The sequence below is a fragment of the Streptomyces sp. NPDC092369 genome (genome assembly GCF_044755245.1).
Classification (GTDB): domain Bacteria; phylum Actinomycetota; class Actinomycetes; order Streptomycetales; family Streptomycetaceae; genus Streptomyces.
The window spans coordinates 1420851-1442847 of record NZ_JBIVQP010000002.1; the positions used below are offsets into that span (position 1 = coordinate 1420851).

A 21997-nucleotide genomic window follows, 5' to 3' on the forward strand; every position below is an offset into this window, starting at 1 on the left:
CTTCCCTCTGCTCACCCACCCGCTGCGGCATATGCCAGGCGGGCAAGATACCCCGCCCCGACCCCTCCTGTCCCGATTTTCGGCAACTCTCAGGAACGGAAGGCTCACGGCCGGTAGATGTAGATGCCATGAGCAGCGAAACCGACCAGCCCTTCTCCGATCGTTGCGACGTCCACGGAGTCACCCGGGACGGCGTGGCGTGGCTCGCCTCGGCAGGAACGTATCCGCGCAGCACGCTCGCCCTCTGGGAGGAGCGGCCCGACGCTCCCGTCGTCTTACCGTGCGGTTCCGTCTTCGACGTCGTCAGCGTGCCGGCGGTCTTCGGGCGCCGCATGCTCGACCGGCTGTGGGAGGAGGGGCCCGGTTCCGGGCCGGTGGCGGTGTTCCGCGGCCGGACGCTGCTGTTCGCCGCGCCGGGTACGGCCCAGCGGCTGCCGTCGCTGCTGCGCTGGGAGGAGTTCGGCCGCACGGGCGCGATCCCGTCCCTGCTGTGCCACGGCAACGGCGACGCGGTGACCGTGCCGGCCCCCCTGGCCGGCGCGGCGACCTCCCGGTGGCTCGTGGCCCCCGACACCCGTCACCCCTGGCTGCCGGGCCCGGAAATCGTGCTCTGGGCGGCGGTCCGAGCGGCCCGCTCGGCAGTGCGGATATCGATTTTTCCTCCCGCCGATCAGGATGCTAAGGTCTACGACGTCAGCAGGCGCCGCTAGCTCAGTTGGTTAGAGCAGCTGACTCTTAATCAGCGGGTCCGGGGTTCGAGTCCCTGGCGGCGCACAGACACCGAGGGCCTCTCGCAGATGCGGGGGGCCTTCGTCGTCGGCACAAGTTCCCACCGGCACCGCAGGCGCTGCTGGGGGTCCGGGGGTTATCCCCCGGGAGATGCAGCATCAGCGGGTCCGGGGTTCGAGTCCCTGGCGGCGCACGACGTCGATGGCGAGGCATGTTCGCGGAAAGCGCGAACCGGCCTCGCCGTCGTCATTTCTGCGCGGCTGCGCCGCGCGCTGTGGGGGCTTCGCCACCCACACCCCCATTCCCGTCGGCCACAGTCACCGTCGGTCGAGAACTACCCGACCGAAATCCTCACCGTCCAAGCCCCCGAAGCCGTTCGGCCCTCCGCTGCCACCCGGACCTTTCCGCCCCGTGCCGTCCCGCCCGGCACGGTGAAGTTCTCGCCCAGGGCGACCGGGGCGTCGGCGAGTGGGGGGTAGACCGAGTTCTCCCAGCAGGCCTCGGTGCGTGGGTGGGCGTCGATGACCTGGATGGGGCCGTCGCCGGACTGGGCGCCGCTGCTGATGCGGTAGACGAGGATGCCGGACCGGCACACGGCGGTGTCGTTGCCGACCGGCCCGCGCGCCTCGAAGGCGAGCGCGCTGTCGGGTCCGGTGCGCACCACCGCGAGCTTGGTGCCGCGCCCGAGGCCGAAGGCCGGCGATCCGGCCGCGCCCGTCACCGGCAGCCCCGGCCCGGCGCCGAGCGGTTCGAGGGTCAGCCGAGTGGTGCCCTGTCCCCGCGCGCACACCACCTGGCGCGGCTCCAGCCAGCCCAGCTTCCACTTGTGCCAGCCGAAGAGGTCGGGGGCCATGCCGAACTGGCTGCCCATCAGGTCCCAGTCGCCGACATACGTGTCCCAGTCGCCCTTGCCGTCGACCGGCCGGTGGTAGAGGTCCGGCAGATCGAAGACGTGCCCGGTCTCGTGGGCCAGCACCAAGTGGTCCGGCGGATGCTTCTCGAAGACCGTGACGACCCGCCGGATGTCCGTGCCGTCGGCCCGCAGCGGGGTGTCCATGTTGACGACCTTCGTGGCGTCCGAGTCCACGCCGGGCGCGTCCGGGTCGGCGACGAAGTACACGACGTCATACCGGGAGAAATCGACCTCGGGGTCGGCGGCGGCGAGCGCGTCGCGCAGGTAGGCGGCGCGGTCCGCGGCCTGCCAGTCGCGCTGTATGGCGTACGCCGTGGACGGACGCGGCATCCGGATCCAGTGGTTCAGCGGGTGCGGGTCCAGCGAGAACCGGCCGTAGGAGGCGCGCTCGAAGAAGCGGCTGGTGGCCGGGAAGTGGTCGGCGGTGAGCTGGGCCGGCGTGGTGCGCGGGGCCGCGTCCGGGAAGGACAGGAAGACCATCACGGCGTCCAGCCGGCGGGCCGGGCGCGGGTACGCGGCGTTCCAGGTGTCGACGCCCTCCGAGTGGTGGGCGTCGGTGCGCTGCAGGGCGCACGGGGCCGCCGAGAACGGTTCGGCGACCGAGGGCCCGGTGAAGAGCGAGGTCGCCGCGAGTGCCGAGAGGGTGGTGAACACCGCGGCGGTGCTGCGCAGTCGGGGCCGGGGGAACGGACGCGGCAACTGAACCTCCGGGAGCGGATCACGGGACACCGCACCCAGCCTCTTGGAGATTGTCGTACTACGCCCTGTTTGTCTGCACCAGAAGAGTGAGTCAGCCGAAAGACCGTCAGAGACGACACCCCGAAGCGCTCACGGAACGTCACAACTGGTCGGAGGCCAGATGAACACGTCCAGGTGCGGGCAGAAACGATCTGTCAGAACGGTCGCCCGATCCTGGACACTGGAGAGTGGCTGGAAGGCCCTTGGGTCTGCCTCTATGATCGGCACACTTTCCTGCACGGACAGAGATCGAATGCACTGCGGGAGCGAGCGGTGAGCGGAACGTCCGAAGGGCCGGCGCCCGCGGCAGACCTCGATCGGTCCGCCGTCACAGAGAGTGACACCATCTATCGGTCCGTCTTCAGGACCGCTTCCCTCGCGATGGCCGTCGTCGACCGCGAGGGTCTCGTCGTCAGCGCCAACGACGGTTTCGGCGCCCTGTTCGGCAGCGCGCCCGACGCGCTGACCGGCCGGGTCGCCGCCGACCTCGTCGACCTGGCGTCCGACGCGCGTACCTGGCACGCCTACCGGGAAGTGTTGCGCGGCCGGGAGGCCAGACTGCGCTGCACCCGCCGGCTGAAGCGGCCCAACGGCGAGTCGGTGTGGGCGCAGATCGCGGTCGCGCCGCTGCCCACGCCTGGGAAGGGCATCCTGCTGTCGGTCGCCGACATCAGCGCCCAGCACGAACTCCAGGACCGGCTGCGGCACTTGCAGATGCACGACCCGGTGACCCGGCTGCCCAACCGCACCCTGTTCTTCGAGCGCCTGACGGCCGCACTGGACGCGGAGTCCTACACCGACGGCGGCACCGGGCGGATCGGGCTGTGCTACCTGGACCTGGACGGCTTCAAGGCCGTCAACGACACGCTCGGCCACCGCGTCGGCGACCGGCTGCTGTCCGCCGTGGCGGAGCGCCTCACGCGCTGCGCCGACGAGGTCGGGCAGGGCCGGGCGGGCGCCACGCTGGTGGCCCGGCTCGGCGGCGACGAGTTCGCACTGCTCGTGGAGGACTCGACCGGCACCGAGCAGCTGGCCGACCTCGCCGAGTCCGTCCTTGAGGCGGTCCAGGCCCCGTTCGACCTCGGCGGTCAGCGGGTGTCGGTGTCGGCGTCCATCGGTGTCGTCGAGCGGCTCGCGACAGGCACCACCGCGACCGCCCTGATGCAGGCCGCCGACACCACGCTGTACTGGGCGAAGGCCGACGGGAAGGCCCGCTGGACGCTCTTCGACCCGGAGCGCAACGCCCACCGGATGACCCGTCAGGCGCTGTCCTCCTCGCTGCGTCCCGCCGTCGAGCGGGGCGAGTTCGCGCTGGAGTACCAGCCGTTGGTCGGGATGGAGGACGGGCGGCTGCGCGGGGTGGAGGCGCTGGTCCGCTGGAACCACCCGCAGTTCGGCATGCTGACGCCGAATCGCTTCATCACACTGGCCGAGGAGGACGGCTCGATCGTGCAGCTCGGCCGCTGGGTGCTGGTCACCGCCTGCCGGCAGGCCCGGCGCTGGCAGGTGGAACATCCGGACGAACCACCGCTGTTCGTCAGCGTGAACGTGGCGGTCCGGCAGGTCTGGGACTCCGACCTGGTCGCGGACGTGGCCAAGACCCTCGCGGACACCGGCCTCGCCCCGCATCTGCTCCAGCTGGAGTTGACCGAGTCGGCCGTGATGGGCTCGGCCGGGCGGCCCCTCCAAGTGCTGCAGGCTCTCAGCGACATGGGCGTTGGGATCGCGATCGACGACTTCGGCACCGGCTACTCGAACCTCGCCTACCTCAGCCGGCTGCCGGTGTCGGTGCTGAAGCTGGACGGCTCGTTCGTACGCGGCTTCCAGTACGAGAGCGACGGCACCACGGGCGCGCCGCCCAACCCCGCCGACGAGGTGATCGTGGAGGCGATGATCCAGCTCGCGCACCGGCTCGGGCTGACCGTCACCGCGGAGTGCGTGGAGACTTCCGCGCAGGCCTCGCGGCTGCGCCGGATCGGCTGCGACACCGGCCAGGGGTGGCTGTACTCACGGCCGGTGTCGCCGGATCGTATCTCCGAACTGATCGGCCCCCGGACCCGCTCCGGGGATCAGGTGGTCGGCAACCCGTAGGCGTCCGCGATCAGTTCGTACGAGCGCAGGCGCAGCTCGCCGTTGTGGGCGTGGGACGTGAGCATCAACTCGTCGGCGCCCGTGCGCTTCTGGAGGTCGTCGAGCCCGTCGCGGACCTGGTCGGCGGTGCCGTGGATGACGTTGGCGTTCCAGGAGGTGATGAACTCCCGCTCCATGGGGCTGAATTCGTACGCCTCGGCCTCTTCCGGGGTGGGCACGAGTCCGGGGCGGCCGGTGCGCAGCCGGACCATGTTGAGCGCGGCGGCCAGCACCTGGCGGCCGGCTTCCTTCTCGTCGTCGGTAGCGAGCGCCGAGACGCCGATGAGGGCGTAGGGGGCGTCCAGGACCGCGCTCGGGCGGAAGGACTCGCGGTAGAGGTCGAGCGCCGGGATGGTGTTCTGCGCGGAGAAGTGGTGCGCGAAGGCGAAGGGCAGACCGAGCATGCCGGCCAGGCGGGCGCTGAAGCCGGAGGAGCCGAGCAGCCAGATCGGCGGGCGGTGCGGGGACTGCACACCGCCCGGCGAGGTCGCCTGGATCGGGCCGGGGACCGCGTGGATACGGCGGTAGGGGTGGCCGTCGGGGAAGTCGTCGTCCAGGAAGCGGGTCAGCTCCGCCAGCTGCTCCGGGAAGTCGTCGGCGCCTTCGTTGAGGCGTTCCGTGCGGCGCAGGGCGGCCGCGGTGGCGCCGTCCGTGCCGGGGGCGCGGCCCAGGCCCAGGTCGACGCGGCCGGGGGCCAGCGCCTCCAGCGTGCCGAACTGCTCCGCGATGACCAGCGGGGCGTGGTTGGGCAGCATGACGCCGCCCGAGCCGAGCCGGATGCGGTCGGTGTGGGCGGCGAGGTGGGCGAGGATCACGGCGGGCGACGAGGAGGCGACACCGGGCATGGAGTGGTGCTCGGCCACCCAGTAGCGGTGGTATCCCCGTGATTCCGCGAGGCGGGAGATCCCGACGCTGGTCTTGAGGGCTTCCGTGGCCGTGCGGCCCGCGCCGACGGTGACCAGGTCCAGTACGGAGAGGGGTACGGGGGCGGTGCCCTGTGCGGTGCCCCGGATCTCGTCTGCCGTCACGGTGAGTGCCTCCTGGATTCGGCGGGTCTGTCGTTCCCGGAGTTAACAGGAGGCACTCTCCGTTTTATTCCCTGGGGCTGCCGCCCCAGACCCCGCTTCGGCCTGGACGGCCTCGTCCTCAAACGCCGGACGGGCTGAAAGACGCCTGCACCAAGGGCTCGCGCGTGAAGAGTGCCCCGAGCCTCGGTGCGTTCACCCTGCGGTCCGCAAGCCTCAGGCCCTCCCACACCGTGACCTGGTTGGCCGTGAGGACCGGCTTGCCGAGTTCCCTCTCCAGGGTCTCGATGTGGGCGGCGGTGTGCAGGGCCGTGTCCGGGAGGAGGACCGCGTCCGCGTCCGGGGAGTCCGCCTCGCGGGCCAGGGCGTGGACCTCCTTCTCGTCCCAGGTGCCGACCTCGGCGGCCGTGATGATGCCGGCGCCGCGGACGCCGGTCACCTCCGCGCCGCCGGCCCGCAGGAACTCCGCGAAGAGCTCGGCCACGTCGTCCGGGTAGGTCGCGCCGACGGCGACCCGCCGCAGGCCCAGCTCCTGGAGCGCGTGCACGAAGGCGAAGGACGTCGAGGAGGCCGGCAGACCCGCCGTGCGGGCCAGGGCGCGGACCTGCTCGTGGGCGCCCTCCCAGCCGTGGACGAAGCTGCCGCTGGTGCAGGCCCAGACCACCGAGTCCGCGCCCGCCATCCGCAGCTCGCCGACGCCCGCCGCAAGCCGGTCGGCCGAGCCCATCTCAAGGAGCGCGTCCACCCGGTGCGCGTCCTCGCCGATGTCGGTGTGGACGACGTCCAGGCGGATGTCGCTGCCGAGCAACTGCTCGATGCGCGGATAGTCGTCCTCGGCGGAGTGGCCGGGGTAGAGGAATCCGAGTGACGTCATGGTGAGCCTTCCTGCTGCTGTTCTTCGGCCGGTAGCACGGGGCCCGTGCGCGCCGACGGATCGATCAGCGCTTGGTACGGCCCCACCGCCCGGGTACCCAGTCGGCGCAGCGCGGCCCACATCGTCACTTGGTTGGCCGAGATCACCGGTATGCGCAGTTCCGCCTCCAGTTGGGGGATGACGTCGTAGGTCGGGAGGTTGGTGCAGCTGATGAACAGGGCGTCGGCGTCGCCGCGGACGGCCGTGCGGGCCATGTCGGCGACCTCGCGGTACGGGACCTTCCAGATGTGCCGGGTCAGGCCCATGAAGGAGCAGCCGGCGACCGTGACGCCCGCCTCGGCGACGTACTCCTCAAGAGCACGTGTCACCGACACCGTGTACGGGGTCACCAGGGCCACCCGGCGGGCGCCGAGCGCGGTCAGCGCCTCCAGGAGCGCGCCCGAGGTGGTGATCGAGGGGACCGCGCCGGCCCGGGTCATCGCCTCGCACATCGCCCGCTCGCCGGCGATCCCGCCGACGAAGCTGCCGGAGGTGCAGGCGTAGCCGACCACCTCCGGGGAGACGGCGACGAGGGTGCGGACCGCGTCCTGAAGCGTCTCGTGCTCGCTCACCAGACGGGCCAGGTCGAGGCTCACCTCGACCGGCACGTACGGAGTCCGGGTCAGGTGCAGCGAGACCTCGTCCGGGACCCAGCGCCACAGCTCGCGGTCCAGGGCGAAGTCGAAGGGGGCGACGACACCGACCCCGCGCTGCGGCCCGGGCCCACCGAGAAAGGAGACGTCCATGACGACCACCGCCCTCACCGAACGAACAGGGTGCGCAACGGACCGTACGAACGCCCGTGTTGACGAAGGTAGGTTCGGGTGCGAGCGTGGTCAAACCTCGCATGTCAGACGGCTGTCAGCACTCGGACCGCGCGCAGAAACGGCTTCCATGTCCGCACCCGCTCCCCCGTCCCGGCCCACCCTTCTCGTGCTGGACGCCGAACCGCTCCCCCGGCTCGGCAGTCTCACCGGGCGCGCCCGCGTCGAGCACGCCGACGCGTCGACGCTCGCCGAGCGACTGCCGCACGCCGACGTCCTGTTGGTGTGGGACTTCGCCTCGCGGGCGGTGCTGTCCGCATGGCCGGGCGAGGGGCCGAGGCCGCGCTGGGTGCACACGGCGAGCGCGGGCGTGGACCACCTCATGTGTCCCGAACTGGCCGCGTCCGACACGGTGGTGACCAACGCGCGGGGCGTCTTCGACCAGCCGATCGCCGAGTACGTCGCCGCGCTCGTCCTCGGCATGGCCAAGGACCTGCCGCGGACGCTGGAGTTCCAGCGGGAGCGGACCTGGCGGCATCGGGAGACTCAGCGGGTGGCGGGCACGCGCGCGTGCGTGGTGGGGTCCGGGCCGATCGGGCGGACCATCGCCCGCACGCTCAAGGCGCTCGACATCACCACCGCGCTGGTCGGCCGCACCCCGCACACCGGCATCCACGGCCCAGACGACCTGGACCGGCTGATCGCCCGTGCCGACTGGGTGATCGCCGCCGCGCCGCTCACCGAGCAGACGCGGGGCATGTTCGACGAGCGCCGCTTCGGGGTGATGCAGCCGTCCGCGCGGTTCATCAACGTCGGACGCGGGCCGCTGGTCGTCGAGGAGGCGCTCGCCCAGGCGCTCGCTAAACGCTGGATCGCGGGGGCCGCGCTCGACGTCTTCGAGCACGAACCCCTCACCCCCGACAGCCCGTTGTGGCAGGCCCCGGGCCTGATCGTGTCCCCGCACATGAGCGGCGACACGGTCGGCTGGCGGGACGAACTGGGCAGGCAGTTCGTGGAGTTGTACGACCGCTGGGAGGCAGGACGGCCGCTGCTGAACGTGGTCGACAAGAAACGCGGGTACGTACCCGGACGTTGACCACCCGGACGCCGAACACCCGGACGCTGGAGGGCAGATGACGGACCTCGCCGAGCTGACCGCCGCACAACTCCTCGACGGCTACCGCAAGGGCGAGTTCAGCCCCGAGGAAGCCACCCGCGCGACCCTGGAACGGGCCGAGCGGATCCAGCCCGAAGTGAACGCCTTCGTCCGCCTGTTGGCCGACGAAGCCCTCGCCCGGGCCCGGGAGTCGACGGGACGGTGGCGGCGCGGCGAGCCGTCGGGCCTGCTGGACGGCGTGCCGGTCACGGTGAAGGACATCCTGCTGCTGCGCGGCTCACCCACCCTGCGGGGCTCAAAAACGATCTCGGAGCAGGGGAGTTGGGACCAGGACGCGCCCTCGGTGGCCCGACTGCGCGAACAGGGCGCCGTCTTCCTCGGCAAGACCACGACACCGGAGTTCGGCTGGAAGGGCGTCACGGACTCGCCGCAGTCGGGGGTGACCCGCAATCCCTACGACCGCACGCGTACCGCGGGCGGCTCAAGTGGCGGCGCGGCGGCGGCCGTGGCCCTCGGGGCCGGACCCCTCGCGCTGGGCACCGACGGCGGCGGCAGTGTCCGTATCCCGGCCGCCTTCTGCGGGATCTTCGCGCTGAAGCCGACGTACGGCCGGGTGCCGCTGTACCCGGCGAGCGCGTTCGGCACGCTGTCGCACGTGGGGCCGATGACCCGGGACGCGGCGGACGCGGCACTGATGCTGGACGTCATCGGCGTGCCGGACGCTCGCGACTGGTCGGCGCTCGGGCCGCCGCCGGGGTCGTTCTCGGCAAGCCTCGGCGAGGGGGTGCGGGGGCTCAGGGTCGCGTACTCGCCGACGCTGGGCGGGCAGGTCGCGGTGCGGCCCGCGGTCGCCGCCGCGGTCCGGCAGGCGGTGCAGGGGCTGGCCGGGCTCGGCGCGTACGTCGAGGAGGCCGACCCCGACTTCGCCGATCCGGTGGACGCCTTCCACGCCCTGTGGTTCGCGGGGGCGGCCCGGGTGACCCAGCAACTGGGACCGCGGCAAAGGGAGTTGCTGGACCCCGGGCTCAGGGACATCTGCCGCACCGGCGCCCGCCTCTCCGCGCTCGACTATCTCGCCGCGGTGGACGTCCGGATGGAACTGGGCCGCCGAATGGGCCGCTTCCACGAGTCCTACGACGTCCTCGTCACGCCGACGCTTCCCATCACCGCGTTCGAGGCGGGCGTCGAGGTGCCCCAGGGCTCCGGGCTGCGCCGCTGGACGGGGTGGACGCCGTTCACGTACCCCTTCAACATGACCCAGCAGCCGGCGGCGACCGTGCCGGTCGGCACGGACGCCGCCGGGCTGCCGGTCGGACTGCAGATCGTGGCCGCGCGGCACCGGGACGACCTGGTGCTGCGCGCGGCGCACGCCCTGTACGAGGCGGGGATCGCCACGCCCGTCCCGGCCGGTCTCACAACCGCCGGAAGCTGAGCGTCTCCCCCGCCGCCCCGGTCCGCCACAGGTCGTTACAGCCCTCGGCCAGCTCTTCGAGCCCCTCGACGACCTGGCCCCAGACGATGCCGGGCACCCAGCCCACATGGCCGTTCAGGAGCAGGTTGTTGCGCTCGTAGAACAGGGCCAGGTCGACCACCGTCGTGCCGGCGCGGACCTCACGGTCATAGCCGTAGGCCTTGGTGCCGAGTTCCGATCCGGCGAAGGAGAAATAACAGAGATCTCCGGGAATCGGGGTAACTGTCGGATTCTCCAGGGGCGGCTCCGATTCCGCGAAGGGCGGGAACAGGGCGTAGATCTCATTGCGCGCGTATTTGGCGTGATAGACGTCACTGCCGAGTGGCAGGGCATCCCACACCGCTGCGCAGGTGAGAGGGGCGCGGTCGTCCAGCAGTATTGCCGTGCCGGTGATTCCGCGTTTGACCAGGGAGACTTCTATGTAGCGCTCGGTCATGCCATCCATGGTGCATACAACGCATCGTCTCGGGTAGCCGCGCCGCCATGGCTCCACCACTTCGGAACGACAGAGGCACAAACAGGCCAGAGACAGCCGGCGGACCCACCACCGGGACCAGCCGCCGATCGCTGCTCGCGGGGGTGGCGGCGCTCGGTGCGCTGGGGGCCGCGGGCTGCACGCGCGTGGCCACGGCGTCGACCACGGACGGCGGCGACCTGCTCGACCGGCTCAAGGCGGCGGGTGTCGTGAGACTCGGTATCGCCGGTGAGATCCCGTTCGGCTACATCGACAAGGACGGCGAACTGACCGGCGAGGCACCGGAACTCGCCCGGGTCATTTTCAAGCGGCTCGGAGTGGACAAGGTGCAGCCCGTACCGACCGAGTTCGGCTCGCTGATCCCCGGCCTGAATTCCCAACAGTTCGACGTCGTGGCGGCCGGAATGTACGTCAACCCCGAACGCTGCGCACAGGTGATCTTCGCGGATCCCGACTATCAGATGCTCGATTCCTTCATCGTGCGCAAGGGAAATCCCAAAGGCCTGCACAACTACAAGGACATCGTCGCGAAGAAGGCCAAGTTCGCGACGGGCACCGGTTATGCGGAGATCCAGTACGCCGTCGAGGCGGGGTACAAGGAGAGCGACATCCTGATCGTGCCGGACCAGGTAGCGGGATTGAACGCCGTCGAGGCCGGACGCGTCGACGCCTTCGCCGGTACGGCGCTGACCACCCGCGAGGTGGTGAAGAAGTCGGGCAAGGCCGAGGCCACGGAGGCCTTCTCCCCACTCGTCGACGGCACACCGCATGTCGACGGGGGCGCGTTCGCGTTCCGGCCGACCGAGACGAAGCTGCGCGACGCGTTCAACGTGGAGCTGCGCGCGCTGAAGAAGAGCGGCGAACTGCTGCGCATCCTCAAGCCCTTCGGGTTCACCAAGGCCGAGATGACCGACCTGACCGCGAAGGAGCTGTGCGGGGAAGGGGCGGGCGGATGACCTCGGGACTGTGGGACCTCGTACTCAAGGGCGTCTGGACGACGATCCAACTCCTTCTGTTCAGCGCCCTGTTGGCTGCCGCCGTCAGCTTCGTGGTCGGTGTCGCGCGCACCCACCGCCGGTGGGTCGTCCGCTTCCTGGCGGGCGTCTACACCGAGGTGTTCCGCGGGACCTCGGCCCTGGTCATGATCTTCTGGGTGTTCTTCGTGCTCCCCCCGGCCTTCGGCTGGCAACTGGTGCCGATGTGGGCGGGCACGCTGGCGCTCGGGCTGACGTACGGGGCCTACGGCTCCGAGATCGTGCGCGGCGCGCTGAAGGCGGTCGACCCGGCGCAGCAGGAGGGCGGGATCGCGCTCAGCTTCACGCCCTGGCAGCGGATGCGGCTGATCCTGCTGCCGCAGGCGGTGCCGGAGATGATCCCGCCGTTCTCCAACCTGCTGATCGAGCTGCTCAAGGGCACCGCGCTGGTGTCCGTCATGGGCATGGGCGACCTCGCGTTCAGCGGCAACCTGGTGCGGCTCGCGCTCCAGGAGAGCGCCGAGATCTACACGTATCTGCTGGTCATCTACTTCGTGATCGCCTTCCTGCTGACCCGGGTGATGCGCGGTCTGGAGAAGAAGCTCAAGGCCGGTGTCGGCAAGGCGCCGCAGCGTGGGCCGGCCGCGGGTGAGCTCAAGCGGGCCGAGACGACCGGTGTCGGAGGTGGTGTCGCGTGAAGTGGGACTGGAACGCGGTGAGCGACTTCATGCCGCACTTCTGGGACGGTCTCGTCGTCACCCTGCAGGCGCTCGCGCTCGGCTCGCTGATCTCGTTCGCGCTGGGCCTGGTCTGGGCGCTGCTGATGCGGACGCCGACGCGCTGGGTGCGCTGGCCGGTCGGGGTGGTCACGGAGTTCGTGCGCAACACCCCGCTCCTTGTGCAGCTGTTCTTCCTCTTCTACGTGCTGCCCGAGTGGGGCCTGACCTTCTCGGCGCTGACCACCGGCGTCTTCGCGATCGGGCTGCACTACTCGACGTACACGATGCAGGTCTACCGGGCCGGTATCGAGGCGGTGCCGGCCGGCCAGTGGGAGGCGGCGACGGCGCTGAACCTGCCGCGGATGCGGACCTGGCAGGTGGTGATCCTGCCGCAGGCGATCCGGCGGGTGGTGCCCGCGCTCGGCAACTACGTGATCGCGATGCTCAAGGACACGCCGATGCTGATGGCGATCACCGTGCTGGAGATGCTCGGCCAGGCCCGGCTGTACTCCCAGGAGCACTTCCAGTTCACCGAGCCCCTGACGGTGATCGGCGTCGCCTTCATCGTCATCTCCTACCTGGCCTCCCTTCTTCTGCGAGCTCTGGAGCGACGTCTTGTCCACTGACGCCCCCCTCATGAAAGATCCCGACTCCCACGCCAACCCGCCGGTGGACGGCAGCGAGCTGATCAGGTTCGACTCGGTCACCAAGCGGTTCGGCTCCCACACGGTCCTGGACCATCTCGACTTCTCCGTCGAGTCCGGCAAGCACGTCACGCTGATCGGCCCGTCCGGCTCCGGCAAGACCACGATCCTGCGGCTGCTGATGACACTGGCCCAGCCGGACGAGGGCACGATCACGGTCGCCGGGGAGCAGCTGTTCCCGGCGCCCGAGAAGCGGGTCCGCGAGCTGCGCAAGAACATCGGGATGGTGTTCCAGCAGTTCAACCTGTTCCCGAACATGAGCGCGCTGCGCAACATCACCGAGGCGCCGGTGACGGTCCTCGGGCTGTCCAAGGAGGAGGCGGAGCAGCGGGCGCGCGAGCTGCTGGACCTGGTGGGCCTCGCCGACAAGGCGGACGCCCGGCCGAGCCAGCTCTCCGGCGGCCAGCAGCAACGCGTCGCGATCGCCCGCGCGCTGGCCATGCGCCCGCAGGTGCTGCTCCTGGACGAGGTGACGTCCGCGCTCGACCCGGAACTGGTGGCCGGCGTCCTGGATCTGCTCCGGGACATCGCCCGCACCACCGACATCACGATGCTCTGTGTGACCCATGAGATGAACTTCGCGCGGGACATCTCCGACCAGGTCCTGATGTTCGACTCCGGCCGGATCATCGAGGCGGGGCCGCCGGAACGGATCTTCAGCGAGCCGGAACAGGACCGAACGCGAGAATTTCTGAGCGCGGTGCTGTGACCTCGGGTATTGAATGACGTTCAATCTGCGAGGTCCAGGCGGTGGATCAGGACATAGGCATATGCCAGAGTGCCTTCGTCCCTGTTGAGAGGGGTGCGGGCGGGGTTGGAATCTCGTCAACACCCGCTCACAACAGGCCTCTTGGCGGTTATCGTGGAGAGGATTCGCTGTCCGGTTACGGCCCAGTAGCAGTGCGAACAAGCGAGCGCAGGGGGATTCACCGTGGCGCTGAAGCACGAGCCGACCGCGCCGTACCACTCGGCCCAGGACGCCCTGCGCGTCCTGGAGACGGTGGCGCGGCACTCCGGAGTCACCGACACCGAGCTCGCCCGCCGCACCGGCCTGGAACCGGAGCGCCTGACCGCCCTGCTGCGGATGCTGCGCCGCGAGGGCTACGTCGAGCAGACCACCGACGGCGCGTACGTCACAGGCGACGCCCTCACCAAGCTCGGCTCCACCGACGGCCGCGAACAGGCGCTGCGCGAGCGGCTCCAGCGCACCCTGGACCGGCTGCGCGATTCGGTGGGCGCGGCGGTGTACCTGAGCCGGTACGTCGACGGGGAGGTCCGGATCTCCCAGTACGCCGACGGGCCTACGACGCCGGTGGTGCACGAGTGGGTGGACTTCCGTTCCTCGGCTCACGCCACCGCGATCGGCAAGAGCCTGCTGGGCCAGCTCGACCACAACAGCCGCCGCGAGCACCTCTCCCGGCACAAGATGGCCCGCCTGACCTCGCGCACGATCACCAGCGACAAGCTCCTGCTCTCCCGCCTGGAGACGCAGCCGCCGACGGTCCCCCACCTCGACCTCCAGGAGTACGCGGTGGGCACGGTCTGCGCGGCCGTCCCGATCACGGCCGGCTCGGCGGTGGGCTGCCTGGCCCTGTCCCTCCCCGTGGAGCACGCGCACCGGCTGCGCCAGGCGGCCGACACCCTCAATCGCAGCGCGACCCCGCTCCTCCTGTCGCTGACCATCTGACCCCCCTCACGTGGTCCGGAGCACCCCTCCGCACCAGGTAGTATTTTCCTGTCGCCGACCGCGAGACACAGATCCAGCGGTCGGCGTGAGTCATGCGCCGCTAGCTCAGTTGGTTAGAGCAGCTGACTCTTAATCAGCGGGTCCGGGGTTCGAGTCCCTGGCGGCGCACGGATCGAAGGCCTCTCGCGGATGCGGGGGGCCTTCGTCGTGGGTAGGGGCTCTCGGCGGCTCGGCATTGGGTGGGCTGGGGGTCCGGGGGTCATCCCCCGGGAGATGCAGCATCAGCGGGTCCGGGGTTCGAGTCCCTGGCGGCGCACACATCGAAGGCCTCTCGCAGATGCGGGGGGCCTTCGTCGTGGGTAGGGGCTCTCGTCGGCTCGGCATTGGGTGGGCTGGGGGTCCGGGGGTTATACCCCGGGAGATGCAGCATCAGCGGGTCCGGGGTTCGAGTCCCTGGCGGCGCACAGTTCGAAGGCCTCTCGCGGATGCGGGGGGCCTTCGTCGTGGGTAGGGGCTCTCGGCGGCTCGGCGTTGGGTGGGCTGGGCGTCCGGGGGTTATCCCCCGGGAGATGCAGCATCAGCGGGTCCGGGGTTCGAGTCCCTGGCGGCGCACGGATCGAAGGCCTCTCGCGGAAACGAGGGGGCCTTCGGCGTCCTCCTCGGTCAACCGCCGGTACGCGGTCTCCCCCGGTGGGCGCCACCAGACCGGGTCCGGGCAGTGGACGCCCTCGCGGCGCAGCCGCGCCCGGTGGATCTTGTTCGTGGCGGTGACCGGCATCCGCTCGACCACCCGCACGAACCGGGGTGCCATCTTCGTGCCCAGGTCGGGCTGGGCCTGCAGGAAGTCCGCGAAGTCGAGCGGGTCGAACGTGCCGGCGACGGCCGCCATGACCTGGTCGCCGGTGACGGGGTCCGGGACCGCGTACACGGCGACGGCGTCGGCACCCTCGTAGCGGGCGAGGATGTTCTCGATCATCGCGGCGGCCAGGTTCTCGCTGTCGACGCGGAGGCGGTCGTCGGCGCGGCCCGCGAAGTAGAGGTAGTCGTCGCGGTCGCGGTAGAAGAGGTCGCCGGTCCAGTACCAGCCCTCCCGGCGGCGCTCGGCGTCCGCGTCCGGGTTGCGCCAGTAGCCCTCGAAGGGGTTGGGGGCGCGGTTCACCAACTCCCCTATCGCCGCCTCGCCGTTGAGCAGGCGGCCCGACGGGGCGAGGACTGCGCGCGGGCACTCCCGTTGTGTCCGCGGATCGAGTACGACCAGTCCGGGGGCCGCCCTGCCCACCGCCCCGGCCGGCGTTCCCGGTGACCACTGCACCGCCGCGCCGCCCTCCGAGGACCCGTATCCCTCCACCAGCCGTACCCCGAACCGCCGTTGGAACGCCGCCGCGTCCACCGCCCCCGCCTCCGTGCCGAAGCCGAGGCGCAGCGGGTTGTCGCGGTCGTCGGGCCGTTCCTCGGTGGCCAGGACGTACTGCACGGCCCGGCCCACGTACGTGAAGTAGGTCGCCCGGTAACGGCGTACGTCCGCCAGGAAACCGGAGGCCGAGAAGCGCCGTCTGAGCGCCACGCCCGCGCCCGCCGCCAACGCGGGTGCCCAGTCGGCGATCACCGCGTTGCCGTGGAACATCGGCATGCAGATGTAGTGCACGTCCTCGGGACCCACCCCGAACTGGTCGACCAGGGAACGCCCCGCGGCGGCCAGCCGGCCCTGCGAGCAGATCGCCGCCTTCGGGGCGCCCGTGGAACCGGAGGTGAAGTAGAGGAGGAGGCGGTCCGAGGGGGTCGCGCGGGAGGCGTCCGGCTCGGATTCCGTATGGGGCGCGAGCAGGTCCTCGTACTCCTCCGTGTCCGTCACCAGGACGCGCACGTCCGGGAGTTGGAGGCCGGCGAGGAGCGGGAGGTGAGCTTGTTCGGTGAGCAGGACCCGGCACTCGGTGTGCAGGATGTCGCGGGCGAGTTCGGGGCCGCGGCGGGTGGGGTTGATGCCGGCCAGGGCCGCTCCGGCGAGGGCGGCGGCGCCCAACCAGAGCGGATATTCAGGGGTGTTGTCGAGAAGTACGCCCACATGGCGCTCGGCGCCCGGCGGCAGGAGGTCCGCCAGCAGGGCCGCGCGGGCCGCCGCGCCGGCGGCCACCTCGTGGTGGGTGAGGACCAGGTCCTCGCACCACAGGCCGGGGCGGTGGTCGCCCCAGCGTGCCTGTACGAGTTCGGCGACGGTACGCCCGGCCGGCCTTGTCGACTCCATGAGGGCGCACGGTAGTTGACGTACCGTCAGATGTGGAGACTACGGCTGGAAGAAGTCACCCGTCAGGGAGAAGGCCTCGTGGACGCCGATCATGAAGGCGACGCAGAAGGCGGCCACGACGCCGAGGAAGGCCAGCAGGCAGCCCGTGCCCGCCGCGAGTCTGCCGCGGGCCGGCGGCTTCGCCGTGGCGCGCTCGGGGCGGTCCGCCGCGTAGCGCACGGTCACGATGTCGCCCTCCAGGGTCGTCCCCGGTCCGCCGCCCTCGTCGAAGCGGACGACGCGGCCCTCGCGCGTCATGAACTCGTAGACGTGGTGGAGGGTCGTGTGCACCATGCTGTCGCCGCCGCCGCTGGTCGTCGTGTACGTCCGCAGACAGCGGGCCTCGGCCGTGAGGCCGCTGGTCCAGGCACGGTCGACCTGACGTGCTCGGCGGATCGCCGTGATGGCGCCGAGGAGCACGACGGTGAGGATGAGCGACGGCACGATGTAGAAGAAGGCTTCCATGGGGTCCCCCGAACTCCCTGCACGGCCGATGCGGCCGGTGTGCAGGGAACGTACCCCCAGGTCGGGCGGTGTTCGCTCAAGAAATGCTCAGAGATCGGGCAGTCGGAGCGAAGGTCGCCGTGCGGGCGGCCCGTCGGCCGGCACGGTGCCCTGGGTCAGCTGGGCGATCCCGAGGTCGATCACGTCGTGGGTGAGGTCGCGGCCGTTCGGGAAGCCCGCGGCGCTCGTGCAGTCGCCGCGGTCGTCACGGCCGGGGACCCGGCCGTGACTCCACACACCCGTCGGACGATTCGAGTCGGAAGGGTCAGAAGGTGACGTCGGAGCAGGCGTAGAACGCGTTGCTCGTGTCCGCGATCGTCCACACCGCGACGATCACGTGGTGGCCGCTCAGCCCGCTGGGCAGGGTGCCGCTGTGGGAGAGCGTGGACGGGGGCCGCTGGTTGTTGTACGGCACCGTCAGGAACGGTGTGGTGTTGAGGTCGGAGCGGGCCAGGTTGTGGTTCTGGTTCCAGCCCGCCCTGGTGACGTAGTACTTGAAGTCGGTCGTGGCGTGCATGGCGGTGAACTGCCAGCGGAACGTGTAGCTCTGGCCGCCCGTCACCCTGGTGGTGGGCCAGGCGCCGCCCGAGGGGGTCCTCGGTGCGCTGAGCTGGGCGAACCTGCTGACTCCGCCGTTGCAGATCTGGCCGTCGGCGGGGCCGCCGCCCGGGAAGCCCTTGGGGCCCTCGACGCTCTGCGGCTCCCACTGGATGTCGCCGCAGTTGGTCACGGTGCCGTTCTGACAGAGCTTCTGCCTGCTGATGGGGAGGTCGGTGTAGCCGTGGCCGCTCGCACCGCCGGAGGAGAGCACGAGGGCTCCGGTGGTGGCGAGACCCACCGCGACTGCGGACACCTTGGTCTTTTTGCGCATGCTGCCGCTCCCTGGAGAACGTGGGGGAAGTTCCGTGAGGCGTGCAGGTCTAGACCAAGTCCCAGGTTATTGCCGTTAGTTGAACATGTCCATACCAATCACAGGGGTCAATTCCGAAGGCCGTTCCAGGCCGTTCACTGCCCCGTCTCGCCCCGCCCCGCGCAGAACGCCACCGTCAAGTCCTTGACCAGCGCCTTGCGTTCGTAGTCGTCCAGTTCGACCAGGCCCCGCATGGTCAGCCGGGTCACCGTGTCCTCCACCGAGTCGACGACCGAGGTGAGCATGGACGCCCGGTGCTGCGCGTCCAGCGCGGTGATCCGACGGCGGTGCATCGCGGCGGCCACCTCGGGGGCGTACTCGGTGCGTACCGGGCGTACGGAGAACACCTCCAGGCCGACCGGTGCCGCGTCCGCCGCCACGAGCCGGGTCAGCGCCTCGGCCGCCGCGTCGCCCGCCCCGCGCGCGCCGCCCGGCGGCTCCACCGGCACCCGGGCCAGCGCCGCCTCCACGCACTCGCGCAGATACGTCTCGTGGTCCTCGACCCCGAGCACGGCACGCGCGGTGTCCCGCACCCGCCACACCACCAGGACGACCACCCGCAGCGCGACCCCGTTGCCGTCGGCCGCCTGCATCGGCTCGCTGCGCCAGTGCCGCAGCCGTACGTCGACCCGGCGGCGCAGCAGCAGCGGGTTGACCCACATCAGGCCGGTGCGCCGGACGGTCCCCCGGTAGCGGCCGAACAGCCCGAGCACCCAGGCCCGTCCGGTCCGCCCGCGGGCAAGACCGCCGTACCCGAACAGGGTGAGCGCCCCGGCGCCCGCGTAAGCCGCCCACTGGAGGGGACCGAGCCCCGCCCCCGCGTACTCGGGCAGCCGCAGTGCCTGCACGGCGAGCGGCGGCAGGACGCCGGCCCACCACGAGGCGGCCAGGCAGCCGACCGCTCCGCAGGTCCCGGCGAGGACGCCGAGGGTCGCGGGCAGTACGTGGGCCGCGCGTTCCGCGAGATCGGGGTCGACCTGCGGGGCGGGACGCGACGGCACGGGTGCGGGGCGGCGGAAGCGCGGTTGTTCGCCGGTGCCCTGTCTGCGCCCCACGACGGCGGGCTTCAGCGGCACCGACACCGGGTCGGGCTCGTCGCGGAACAGCAGGTGGACGGGGATCTCGGTGGTCGCCTCGTTCTGGATGAGCCGCGCGTTGCGGGCCTGCTGGCCCTCCGCGGGGCCTTCGGACTCGGGCGTGTGTGAAGTGGTCGTCGTACTCATGGGTGCCTCCAGCCTCCGCGCCAGATGCGTCACAACGGGTGGTCAGGACAACGGGTGGTGAGGACTGCGGGTGGTGAGAACTGCGGGTGGTGAGAACTGCCGGTGATCAGGAAAAGAGTCGTCGCCAGGTCTCCGGGCCCGGGTAGCCGTCCGCCGCGCCGCCCCGCCAGCCCTGGGCGCGCTGGAAGGCCTCGACGTTGCGTCGGTCCGCCTCGCCCCAGCGCGGCCCCGGTCCTGTCGTGTAGTACTTGCCGAATCCTTTCTTCACCAGCTGCTTTCCGAGCTGCGTGACGTAGCCGCTGCCCGCGCCGGGCCGGAACATCGCCCGGCCCGGATACGCGGGGACCCCGTGCGAGGAGGGTCCGTGCGAGGACGGTCCCGGCGAGGAAGGCGCCCCGTGCGAGGAGGGCGCCGACGGTCCCGCCGCTCCGACGTTGATGTTCTTGCCCTTCCCGGTGACCAGCAGCTGCCAGGTCAGCGGTCCGGGCAGCCCGTCGGCGTCGGCGCCCTGCCAGCCCTGGGCCAGTTGGAAGGCCTGGGTGGCCCGCCGGTCCGCGTCCGACCAGCGCGGGCCGGGACCGGTCGTGTAGTAGCGCCCGGCACCGCGTGCGACGAGCATCGTGCCGAGCTGGGTGACGTACTTGTTGTTCGCGCCGGGACCGAAGGACCCCGCTCCCGGGTACGGCGCGGTCTTGGCCGGAACGGCGGGCGTGACCGGCGTGCCCGGGGCCTCCGCCCCGGCGGTGTCCGGTGCGAGGCCCTTGTAGCGGTAGGCGACGTACTGGTCCGAGTGGCTCCAGTACGCGTAGGGAGTCGCCTGCCGGCGGGCGCGCGGCGGCGTCTGCTCGTAGGCGATGTAGTAGGTGTGCGTGTAGTCCGTCCAGCCGCCGAAAATGACGACGTGCGAGCCTTTCTCGGGGTTCGACGGATTGTGGAACAGGAGAATGTCGCCGGGCTGCAGATCCTCCTTGGGAATGCGGTCGCCGTACTGGTCGAGGCTGCCCGTCCATTCGTTTCCGGGCAGCGTCCAGGCCATCGAGACGAAGCCCGAACAGTCCTGGCGGTAACCGTCGGACCAATACGCGCTCATGCTGTACGGCACCTGGGCGGCGACCCAGGTCTTGGCCCGTCTGATGATCTCCGAACGGGTGGTCAGGGGTGCCTTGACCGCGGCCGGCGGCTTGGCCGGGTGCCCGCTCGGGCCGTGCAGCGGGGCCTTGCTGCCCTGCGGGGTGTCGGGCTCGTCGCCTGCGGGAACGCCGGGCCGCGCGGGTGCGTGCGGGGCGGCGATCGCGGGTACGGCACCGGTCGCGCCGAGCGCTGCGGACGCGGCGGCCGCCACGATCACCGTCCGGTGGGCGGCGGGGTGCCGGGCCGCTCGCGCGTACGGCAGCACCCGGCGCCAGTGGGCGCATCCGGGGCAGTCGCAGTCGCTCGCGGGATCGAATTCCTCGAATACCGGAGTTCCCATGCGATGCCCCTCACACTCCAGATGGAAATAGCCACGCGTGTGCACATTGATCAGTTTCCCAACTGTCTTCCCGACGCGCATGTTGACGGTCCGAATGATGTACAAGGCCCTCGCGGGGGCCGGCGCCCTCCGGTGGTCCGGAGCACCCCGTCAGGTCCGGTAGAGTTGATCCGTCAGCGCGCGCCGCTAGCTCAGTTGGTTAGAGCAGCTGACTCTTAATCAGCGGGTCCGGGGTTCGAGTCCCTGGCGGCGCACGGACCGAGGGCCTCTCGCGGATGCGGGGGGCCTTCGATGTTGGTAGGGGCTTTCGCCGGCTCGGCGTTGGGTGGGCTGGGGGTCCGGGGGTTATCCCCCGGGAGATGCAGCATCAGCGGGTCCGGGGTTCGAGTCCCTGGCGGCGCACGTATAGAAGAAGGTCCCCCATACACATGGGGGACCTTCTTCGTGTGGCCGGATACCCTCTCGCCATGGCAGCGCGCGACCTCCAGGAGCGGATCAAGAAGCTCATCCTCGATGGGCGGCTCGCGTCCGGGGCGCCGCTGCCGACCGAGCCCGAACTGATGGCGCATCTGGGTGCGAGCCGGAACTCGGTGCGTGAGGCGCTCAAGGCGCTGCAGGCGATGGGCATCGTGGAGATCCGGCACGGTTACGGCACCTATGTCGGCGCGATGTCCCTGGCCCCGATGATCGAGGGGCTCGCCTTCCGTACGGTCGCGGGGCACTACCGCGGCGAGGACACCCTGCTCCAGCTGCTCGAACTGCGCGAGGCGGTGGAGACGGGGCTGATCTCGCGGCTCGCGGGCCGGCTGCCCGAGCGGGACCTCGCTGAACTGGACGCGCTCGTGGCACGTATGGATCAGCAGGCCGCCGCCGGAGGCGACGGCCTCGCCGAGACCGACCGGGCCTTTCACGCCACTCTCTACCGGGGGTTGGACAACGTGTTGCTCGGTGAGGTCCTGGAGGCGTTCTGGGACGCCTTCCACCGGGTGCACACGGATCTCGGGGGCGCACCGCAGGACCCGAAGGTGACCTGCCGGCAGCACCGGGACATCCTCGACGCGGTGCGATCGGGCGGCGCGATACGGGCGGAGGAGGCCATAAGGGAACACTTCGGGAACATCCGCACGCGGTTGTCCACAACCGAACCCCGGCTGTCCACAACCGATCCACAAGACCCCCACAGGCGCCACAATGAACGCGTATGACCGGTAAACACCACGTTTCGCGTCTTGCGATCATGACGAACGGC

General features: G+C 70.8%; 21 protein-coding genes and 3 tRNA genes. 13 read left to right on the forward strand and 11 right to left on the reverse strand.

All coding sequences use genetic code 11. The features are described 5' to 3' along the window. Positions 1-128: 128 nt before the first annotated feature. Positions 129-710 carry a bifunctional DNA primase/polymerase gene (locus tag ACIQI8_RS16015; RefSeq protein WP_402349839.1) on the forward strand — a complete coding sequence of 194 codons (582 nt, stop codon included), beginning with the start codon at positions 129-131 and terminating at the stop codon, positions 708-710. Next, positions 701-774, forward strand: a tRNA-Lys gene (locus tag ACIQI8_RS16020). The genes ACIQI8_RS16015 and ACIQI8_RS16020 overlap by 10 nt, the downstream gene beginning before the upstream one ends. Positions 775-1063: 289 nt before the next feature. On the opposite strand, the gene ACIQI8_RS16025 is transcribed toward ACIQI8_RS16020, so the two are convergent. Then, positions 1064-2371: a M6 family metalloprotease domain-containing protein gene (locus tag ACIQI8_RS16025; RefSeq protein WP_402349842.1), complete on the reverse strand. Its 1308-nt coding sequence runs from the start codon at positions 2369-2371 to the stop codon at positions 1064-1066. A 282-nt stretch (positions 2372-2653) separates the two neighbouring features. Between ACIQI8_RS16025 and ACIQI8_RS16030 the strand changes: the two genes are divergently transcribed. Then, positions 2654-4471, forward strand: coding sequence for a putative bifunctional diguanylate cyclase/phosphodiesterase (locus ACIQI8_RS16030; protein ID WP_402349845.1), 1818 nt, complete (start codon positions 2654-2656; stop codon positions 4469-4471). On the opposite strand, the gene ACIQI8_RS16035 is transcribed toward ACIQI8_RS16030, so the two are convergent. From ACIQI8_RS16035 to ACIQI8_RS16045, 3 genes are all read right to left on the reverse strand, one after another. Beyond that, positions 4450-5538, reverse strand: a complete 1089-nt coding sequence (locus ACIQI8_RS16035) for an LLM class flavin-dependent oxidoreductase (RefSeq protein ID WP_402349848.1) — start codon at positions 5536-5538, stop codon at positions 4450-4452. The genes ACIQI8_RS16030 and ACIQI8_RS16035 overlap by 22 nt on opposite strands. Positions 5539-5656: 118 nt before the next feature. Continuing rightward, positions 5657-6409 (reverse strand): decarboxylase, encoded by a 753-nt coding sequence (locus ACIQI8_RS16040; protein WP_402349851.1) that lies wholly within the window; start codon positions 6407-6409, stop codon positions 5657-5659. Then, positions 6406-7194 (reverse strand): aspartate/glutamate racemase family protein, encoded by a 789-nt coding sequence (locus ACIQI8_RS16045; RefSeq protein ID WP_402349854.1) that lies wholly within the window; start codon positions 7192-7194, stop codon positions 6406-6408. The genes ACIQI8_RS16040 and ACIQI8_RS16045 overlap by 4 nt, the downstream gene beginning before the upstream one ends. 148 nt (positions 7195-7342) lie before the next feature. Here ACIQI8_RS16045 and ACIQI8_RS16050 point away from each other — a divergent pair, with 148 nt between their 5' ends. Then, positions 7343-8308 (forward strand): D-2-hydroxyacid dehydrogenase, encoded by a 966-nt coding sequence (locus ACIQI8_RS16050; protein ID WP_402349857.1) that lies wholly within the window; start codon positions 7343-7345, stop codon positions 8306-8308. Between the two features lie 37 nt (positions 8309-8345). Beyond that, positions 8346-9761, forward strand: coding sequence for an amidase (locus tag ACIQI8_RS16055; RefSeq protein WP_402349859.1), 1416 nt, complete (start codon positions 8346-8348; stop codon positions 9759-9761). Here the strand turns inward: ACIQI8_RS16055 and ACIQI8_RS16060 are convergent. Next, entirely contained in the window at positions 9742-10236 is a 495-nt protein-coding gene (locus tag ACIQI8_RS16060) for a DUF3830 family protein (protein WP_402349862.1), read from the reverse strand. The genes ACIQI8_RS16055 and ACIQI8_RS16060 overlap by 20 nt on opposite strands. A gap of 47 nt (positions 10237-10283) precedes the next feature. On the opposite strand from ACIQI8_RS16060, the gene ehuB reads away from it, so the two are divergent. From ehuB to ACIQI8_RS16090, 6 genes are all read left to right on the forward strand, one after another. Next, positions 10284-11231 carry an ectoine/hydroxyectoine ABC transporter substrate-binding protein EhuB gene (gene ehuB / locus ACIQI8_RS16065; RefSeq protein WP_402349865.1) on the forward strand — a complete coding sequence of 316 codons (948 nt, stop codon included), beginning with the start codon at positions 10284-10286 and terminating at the stop codon, positions 11229-11231. Next, a complete protein-coding gene (gene ehuC, locus ACIQI8_RS16070; RefSeq protein ID WP_402349867.1) occupies positions 11228-11947 on the forward strand; it encodes an ectoine/hydroxyectoine ABC transporter permease subunit EhuC in 720 nt (239 codons plus the stop codon). The genes ehuB and ehuC overlap by 4 nt, the downstream gene beginning before the upstream one ends. After that, positions 11944-12594, forward strand: a complete 651-nt coding sequence (ehuD, locus tag ACIQI8_RS16075; protein WP_402349870.1) for an ectoine/hydroxyectoine ABC transporter permease subunit EhuD — start codon at positions 11944-11946, stop codon at positions 12592-12594. The genes ehuC and ehuD overlap by 4 nt, the downstream gene beginning before the upstream one ends. A 10-nt stretch (positions 12595-12604) precedes the next feature. Further along, positions 12605-13381: an ectoine/hydroxyectoine ABC transporter ATP-binding protein EhuA gene (ehuA, locus tag ACIQI8_RS16080; protein ID WP_402349873.1), complete on the forward strand. Its 777-nt coding sequence runs from the start codon at positions 12605-12607 to the stop codon at positions 13379-13381. Positions 13382-13603: 222 nt separating this feature from the next. Further along, a complete protein-coding gene (locus tag ACIQI8_RS16085; RefSeq protein ID WP_402349876.1) occupies positions 13604-14359 on the forward strand; it encodes an IclR family transcriptional regulator in 756 nt (251 codons plus the stop codon). A gap of 94 nt (positions 14360-14453) precedes the next feature. After that, positions 14454-14527, forward strand: a tRNA-Lys gene (locus ACIQI8_RS16090). Between the two features lie 409 nt (positions 14528-14936). Here the strand turns inward: ACIQI8_RS16090 and ACIQI8_RS16095 are convergent. From ACIQI8_RS16095 to ACIQI8_RS16120, 6 genes are all read right to left on the reverse strand, one after another. Then, complete coding sequence (locus ACIQI8_RS16095) at positions 14937-16601, reverse strand: AMP-binding protein (protein WP_402349878.1); 1665 nt, start codon at positions 16599-16601, stop codon at positions 14937-14939. Between the two features lie 39 nt (positions 16602-16640). Beyond that, a complete protein-coding gene (locus tag ACIQI8_RS16100) occupies positions 16641-17105 on the reverse strand; it encodes a DUF3592 domain-containing protein (protein ID WP_402349880.1) in 465 nt (154 codons plus the stop codon). An 87-nt stretch (positions 17106-17192) separates the two neighbouring features. Further along, on the reverse strand, positions 17193-17381 hold the full coding sequence (locus ACIQI8_RS16105) for a hypothetical protein (RefSeq protein WP_402349882.1): 189 nt from the start codon (positions 17379-17381) through the stop codon (positions 17193-17195). 28 nt (positions 17382-17409) lie between these two features. After that, positions 17410-18015 (reverse strand): lytic polysaccharide monooxygenase, encoded by a 606-nt coding sequence (locus tag ACIQI8_RS16110; protein WP_402349884.1) that lies wholly within the window; start codon positions 18013-18015, stop codon positions 17410-17412. Positions 18016-18149: 134 nt separating this feature from the next. Then, complete coding sequence (locus ACIQI8_RS16115; protein WP_402349888.1) at positions 18150-19277, reverse strand: SPFH domain-containing protein; 1128 nt, start codon at positions 19275-19277, stop codon at positions 18150-18152. Positions 19278-19383: 106 nt separating this feature from the next. Continuing rightward, positions 19384-20748: a peptidoglycan-binding protein gene (locus ACIQI8_RS16120; protein WP_402349890.1), complete on the reverse strand. Its 1365-nt coding sequence runs from the start codon at positions 20746-20748 to the stop codon at positions 19384-19386. A gap of 180 nt (positions 20749-20928) precedes the next feature. Between ACIQI8_RS16120 and ACIQI8_RS16125 the strand changes: the two genes are divergently transcribed. Together ACIQI8_RS16125 and ACIQI8_RS16130 are read left to right on the forward strand one after the other, a co-directional pair. After that, a tRNA-Lys gene (locus ACIQI8_RS16125) sits at positions 20929-21002 on the forward strand. Between the two features lie 213 nt (positions 21003-21215). After that, on the forward strand, positions 21216-21953 hold the full coding sequence (locus ACIQI8_RS16130) for a FadR/GntR family transcriptional regulator (protein ID WP_402349892.1): 738 nt from the start codon (positions 21216-21218) through the stop codon (positions 21951-21953). Positions 21954-21997 lie beyond the last annotated feature (44 nt).

What these genes read in the sequence shown, in the direction of transcription:
- ACIQI8_RS16100 (WP_402349880.1), bottom strand. Translation starts at nt 17,105, where the DNA reads ATGGAAGCCTTCTTCTACATCGTGCCGTCGCTCATCCTCACCGTCGTG.
- ACIQI8_RS16060 (WP_402349862.1), bottom strand. Translation starts at nt 10,236, where the DNA reads ATGACCGAGCGCTACATAGAAGTCTCCCTGGTCAAACGCGGAATCACC.
- ACIQI8_RS16095 (WP_402349878.1), bottom strand. Translation starts at nt 16,601, where the DNA reads ATGGAGTCGACAAGGCCGGCCGGGCGTACCGTCGCCGAACTCGTACAG.
- ACIQI8_RS16055 (WP_402349859.1), top strand. Translation starts at nt 8,346, where the DNA reads ATGACGGACCTCGCCGAGCTGACCGCCGCACAACTCCTCGACGGCTAC.
- ehuB (WP_402349865.1), top strand. Translation starts at nt 10,284, where the DNA reads ATGGCTCCACCACTTCGGAACGACAGAGGCACAAACAGGCCAGAGACA.
- ACIQI8_RS16110 (WP_402349884.1), bottom strand. Translation starts at nt 18,015, where the DNA reads ATGCGCAAAAAGACCAAGGTGTCCGCAGTCGCGGTGGGTCTCGCCACC.
- ACIQI8_RS16115 (WP_402349888.1), bottom strand. Translation starts at nt 19,277, where the DNA reads ATGAGTACGACGACCACTTCACACACGCCCGAGTCCGAAGGCCCCGCG.
- ACIQI8_RS16120 (WP_402349890.1), bottom strand. Translation starts at nt 20,748, where the DNA reads ATGGGAACTCCGGTATTCGAGGAATTCGATCCCGCGAGCGACTGCGAC.
- ACIQI8_RS16045 (WP_402349854.1), bottom strand. Translation starts at nt 7,194, where the DNA reads ATGGACGTCTCCTTTCTCGGTGGGCCCGGGCCGCAGCGCGGGGTCGGT.
- ehuC (WP_402349867.1), top strand. Translation starts at nt 11,228, where the DNA reads ATGACCTCGGGACTGTGGGACCTCGTACTCAAGGGCGTCTGGACGACG.
- ACIQI8_RS16040 (WP_402349851.1), bottom strand. Translation starts at nt 6,409, where the DNA reads ATGACGTCACTCGGATTCCTCTACCCCGGCCACTCCGCCGAGGACGAC.
- ACIQI8_RS16015 (WP_402349839.1), top strand. Translation starts at nt 129, where the DNA reads ATGAGCAGCGAAACCGACCAGCCCTTCTCCGATCGTTGCGACGTCCAC.
- ACIQI8_RS16130 (WP_402349892.1), top strand. Translation starts at nt 21,216, where the DNA reads ATGGCAGCGCGCGACCTCCAGGAGCGGATCAAGAAGCTCATCCTCGAT.
- ACIQI8_RS16050 (WP_402349857.1), top strand. Translation starts at nt 7,343, where the DNA reads ATGTCCGCACCCGCTCCCCCGTCCCGGCCCACCCTTCTCGTGCTGGAC.
- ehuA (WP_402349873.1), top strand. Translation starts at nt 12,605, where the DNA reads ATGAAAGATCCCGACTCCCACGCCAACCCGCCGGTGGACGGCAGCGAG.